This is a genomic window from Lutibacter sp. (assembly GCF_040883305.1).
In the GTDB taxonomy this organism is placed as follows: Bacteria; Bacteroidota; Bacteroidia; order Flavobacteriales; family Flavobacteriaceae; genus Lutibacter.
Genome location: NZ_JBFLKT010000250.1, coordinates 1 through 3949, shown reverse-complemented (window position 1 = coordinate 3949; position 3949 = coordinate 1). Strand labels below are relative to the sequence as shown.

Annotated in this window: 6 protein-coding genes and 1 pseudogene; 1 reads left to right on the top strand and 6 read right to left on the bottom strand. The window is 29.5% G+C overall.

Features of this window, described 5'->3' with window-relative positions:
- The 6 genes from AB1Z17_RS07885 to AB1Z17_RS07860 form a co-directional block, all read right to left on the bottom strand.
- Positions 1 to 521 (bottom strand): amidase family protein (locus AB1Z17_RS07885; protein WP_368051255.1); only part of this gene is annotated, 521 nt, incomplete at its 3' end.
- An 80-nt stretch (positions 522 to 601) separates the two neighbouring features.
- The gene (gene ftsY, locus AB1Z17_RS07880) at positions 602 to 1555 is read right to left on the bottom strand and encodes a signal recognition particle-docking protein FtsY (protein ID WP_368051254.1); all 954 of its coding nucleotides are present in this window, start codon (positions 1553 to 1555) and stop codon (positions 602 to 604) included.
- 89 nt (positions 1556 to 1644) lie between these two features.
- On the bottom strand, positions 1645 to 1797 hold the full coding sequence (locus AB1Z17_RS07875) for a DUF4295 domain-containing protein (RefSeq protein WP_368051253.1): 153 nt from the start codon (positions 1795 to 1797) through the stop codon (positions 1645 to 1647).
- A 40-nt stretch (positions 1798 to 1837) separates the two neighbouring features.
- Positions 1838 to 2023: a 50S ribosomal protein L33 gene (rpmG, locus tag AB1Z17_RS07870; protein ID WP_089377388.1), complete on the bottom strand. Its 186-nt coding sequence runs from the start codon at positions 2021 to 2023 to the stop codon at positions 1838 to 1840.
- 6 nt (positions 2024 to 2029) lie between these two features.
- Complete coding sequence (rpmB, locus tag AB1Z17_RS07865) at positions 2030 to 2269, bottom strand: 50S ribosomal protein L28 (protein WP_134246433.1); 240 nt, start codon at positions 2267 to 2269, stop codon at positions 2030 to 2032.
- Between the two features lie 79 nt (positions 2270 to 2348).
- Positions 2349 to 3593, bottom strand: a complete 1245-nt coding sequence (locus AB1Z17_RS07860; RefSeq protein ID WP_368051252.1) for a competence/damage-inducible protein A — start codon at positions 3591 to 3593, stop codon at positions 2349 to 2351.
- Positions 3594 to 3703: 110 nt separating this feature from the next.
- Here AB1Z17_RS07860 and AB1Z17_RS07855 point away from each other — a divergent pair.
- A pseudogene (locus AB1Z17_RS07855) lies at positions 3704 to 3949 on the top strand (hypothetical protein); the annotation flags it as partial.

Below are 3949 nucleotides of genomic sequence, written 5' to 3'. Positions count from 1 at the left end.
GTAGTTGGCATTCCAATAGTATTAATATTATCTTTTAAAAATATTGGCAAGCCGTACAATGAGTTTTTTAAATTTGAAGGCCGTTTTCTATCTTTTTCACGTGCTTCTTTAACAATATTAGGATTTAAAGAAATTATACTATGCAATGCTAAATCAATATTACTTTCAAATTTTCTAATTCTATATAAATAAAACAATACAATTCTTTCATAGGATAAAATTCTATTATTTACATATTCTTGAATGGTTGGAATATCTTTCTCTATTATAAAAGGAATTAAATTTTGGTAATCTTCTTCGGAAAAATAAATTAAATCTTCCTCAAATGGTTTAAAAACGTCATTCATATCCAAATACTTAGACTGAATTAGTTTAAATTTCATTCTATCTATTTCGTGATTTTGTTGCGTTGCTATTTCAGCAGTTTCATCATATTTTGTAAAAGTAACAGGACTTTCTTTTTGTTTGCAGGAAGTAACTAAAAGAACTAATAATACAACTAAGGAAAATAGGTTTTTCATGTGATTAGTTTTTATTGAAAGTATAAAAATAAAAAAACCTCTTTAGAAAAAGAGGTTTTAAATATTTTATTTATACTATTTTATTTGAAGAAAGAATCTACAAATTCAATTTTATTAAAAACTTGTAAATCGTCTATTCCTTCACCAACGCCAATATATTTAACAGGAATTTTAAATTGATCTGAAATTCCAATTACAACACCACCTTTAGCGGTTCCGTCTAATTTTGTAACTGCTAAAGAGGTTACTTCCGTTGCTAATGTGAACTGTTTGGCTTGTTCAAAAGCATTTTGACCGGTTGAACCATCTAAAACTAATAAAACATCGTGCGGTGCATCTTCAATAACTTTTTGCATTACACGTTTTATTTTAGTCAATTCGTTCATTAAATTCACTTTGTTATGCAATCTTCCAGCTGTATCAATAATTACAACATCAGCATTTTGAGCTACGGCAGATTTTAACGTATCAAACGCCACAGATGCAGGATCACTTCCCATTTCCTGACGTACAATTGGAACATCTACTCTATCTGCCCAAACTTGTAATTGATCAATTGCAGCGGCTCTAAAAGTATCTGCAGCACCTAAAACAACGCTTTTTCCAGCTTTTTTAAATTGTGAAGCCAATTTACCAATTGTTGTAGTTTTTCCAACTCCGTTAACACCAACAACCATAATTACATACGGTGTTTTCTCTGTTGGAATTGTGAAATCGGTTTCATTACCAACATTTGTTTCCGATAGTAAACCTGCAATTTCTTCACGAAGAATTTTGTTTAATTCATCCGTACCCAAATATTTATCCTTTGCAACTCGAGCTTCAATTCTATCAATTATTTTAAGCGTAGTTTCAACACCAACATCTGAAGAAACTAATACTTCTTCTAAATTATCAAGTACATCATCATCAACTTTAGTTTTACCTGCAACTGCTTTAGATAGCTTAGAAAAAAAAGTTGTTTTTGTTTTTTCTAAACCCTTGTCTAATGTTTCTTTTTTCTCTTTTGAAAATATTTTTTTAAATAAACTCATTTTCTACAATTTTACACTATAAATATAAAAACAGAAAAGCTACCCTCAATAGTTTGAAAGTAGCTTTATATTATTTTAAAAACAAAAATTTATTTTTTGCTCAAAAAGTCTTTTACGTTTGCTGGATCCATAATTGCTTCTACAAAAGTATAAGCACCTGATTTAGGTGATTTTACCATTTTTATAGCTTTGGTTAATCTTTTCGATCCTGTTTGTAACGATGCTACTGATTTCTTTGCCATGGTCTATGTTATTTGATGTTTTCTAAATGAAAACCTCTAATTATTTAATTTCTTTATGAACAGTCATTTTCTTCAAGATAGGATTGAATTTTTTAATTTCCATTCTATCAGGAGTATTCTTTTTATTCTTAGTAGTAATATATCTAGAAGTACCAGCTTGCCCTGAAGCTTTGTGCTCAGTACATTCTAAAATTACCTGAATTCTGTTTCCTTTAGTCTTTGCCATTACTTATTATTTTTTTAAAAAACCTTTTTCTCTTGCGTCTTTAATAACAGCAGAGATTCCTAATTTATTAATATTCTTTAAGGCAGAAGTAGATACTTTTAAAGTAACCCACTTATCCTCTTCAGGAATATAAAAACGCTTTTTAATTAAATTAGCGTCAAATTTTCTTTTTGTTCTATTCAATGCGTGAGAAACATTGTTTCCAACCATTGCTTTTTTTCCAGTAAGTTCACAAACTCTTGACATATTTCTGTACCTTTTTTATGTATTCTCAAAACGAGATGCAAAATTAATTTTTTAAATCTAAATACACAAACTTATTTGACTAGTTTTTTAAAATTTCTTTTCTAAGCAATTCTAATGCTTTGTTTGAAGCTCTTTCTATAACCTTTTCTCTTGGCTTTCCAAAAAAGTATTCTTTAGAAAAAACCTTAGTAGGAGTAGCAATCGCAATAAAAACTGTCCCTACTGTTGTGTCTGTTAAATCGGTTGTAGGCCCAGCGTTTCCTGTGGTTGCAATTGCATAATCCGATTTATATTTTTGCTGAATTCCAATCGCCATTGCATCTGCAACTTCTGCACTTACCACAGAAAAACGTTCAATTAATTCTTTAGCTACATTTAATTCAGAAATTTTTAGTGATGCCTGATATGCAACAATACCTCCCACAAAATAACCCGAAGCACCCGGAATTGCCGTCAACATTTTAGAAATTGCACCTCCAGTACAACTTTCTGCCACTGCTAAAGTTTGCTTTTTTTCTTTTAACAACTTATTAATGGCAACCTCAATTGTTTCTGTATCATCAAATCCAACAATTATTTCAGGAATTATTTTAAAAAGTTTTTCTACTTCTAAACGTATACTCGTTTCTAATAACTTTTTTTCAATTCCTTTGGCGGTTAATCTTAGTCTTAACTTTCCGTACGCTGGCAAATAGGCTAATTTTATAAAATTTGGTAAATTATCTTCCCAAGTTTCTAAGCGTTCAGCAACCATACTTTCTCCCATTCCATAAGTAATTATGGTTTTATGAATAATAAAAGGCAACTTAAAGGTTTCAATTAGTTTTGGCAAAACGCTATCTTGCATTAACCCCTTCATTTCATTTGGAACGCCTGGTAAAGAAATTATTACTTTATTTTTAGCACGAAACCACATTCCTGGTGCTGTTCCCCAATTATTTTTTAAAGGAATACATTTTGAAGGCACCAACGCCTGATCTCTATTTATAACTGAGAAAGGATAGTTAAGCTTTGCAAACATTTCTTTAATATTTGCAACAATTTCTTCATTCAGAATCAACTCATCATTAAAATATTCTGCTAACGTTAATTTTGTAATATCATCTTTTGTAGGTCCCAAACCACCCGTTAAAATAACAATATCCGAATTTAATTGTGCTTCATTTAACGCTCTTAAAATATGCTCTTTTGAATCTTGAATGGAAGTTATTTGATAAACTGAAACTCCAATTTTGTTTAATTCTTCTGCAATCCACTTCGAATTTGAATCTAAAATTTGCCCTATTAAAATTTCATCTCCAATAGTAATTATTTCTGCTTGCATTTCTTTAAAAATATTTTGATAAAAGTACTAATTCTAACGCAACCTTTTTTATAAATATACATCTATAGTATTAAAAGAGAAAGTATTAATAAACAACAATTTAGAAAGCTATGATCGCACCTGATGAATTAAATGACAACGAACTTATTGAACAAATTGAAAATTGTACTTTAAGTCCTTCTTTTTTTACACACGAAGTTCTTTTGAGAATGTCGTATATTTTAATTGAAAAATATGGACTTGAAACAGCAATTATTAAAAATTGTGAATTGAAAGAAAATTATTTCAAAACAGCCCTAAACAGCAATAAATTTAATTATACGTTAACAAGAGCCTACACTGAAATTTTATATTAC

Bases quoted from the DNA above. Each gene is read 5' to 3' on its own strand.
- rpmB (WP_134246433.1), bottom strand. From the start codon at position 2,269: ATGTCAAGAGTTTGTGAACTTACTGGAAAAAAAGCAATGGTTGGAAAC.
- ftsY (WP_368051254.1), bottom strand. From the start codon at position 1,555: ATGAGTTTATTTAAAAAAATATTTTCAAAAGAGAAAAAAGAAACATTA.
- rpmG (WP_089377388.1), bottom strand. From the start codon at position 2,023: ATGGCAAAGACTAAAGGAAACAGAATTCAGGTAATTTTAGAATGTACT.
- AB1Z17_RS07875 (WP_368051253.1), bottom strand. From the start codon at position 1,797: ATGGCAAAGAAATCAGTAGCATCGTTACAAACAGGATCGAAAAGATTA.
- AB1Z17_RS07860 (WP_368051252.1), bottom strand. From the start codon at position 3,593: ATGCAAGCAGAAATAATTACTATTGGAGATGAAATTTTAATAGGGCAA.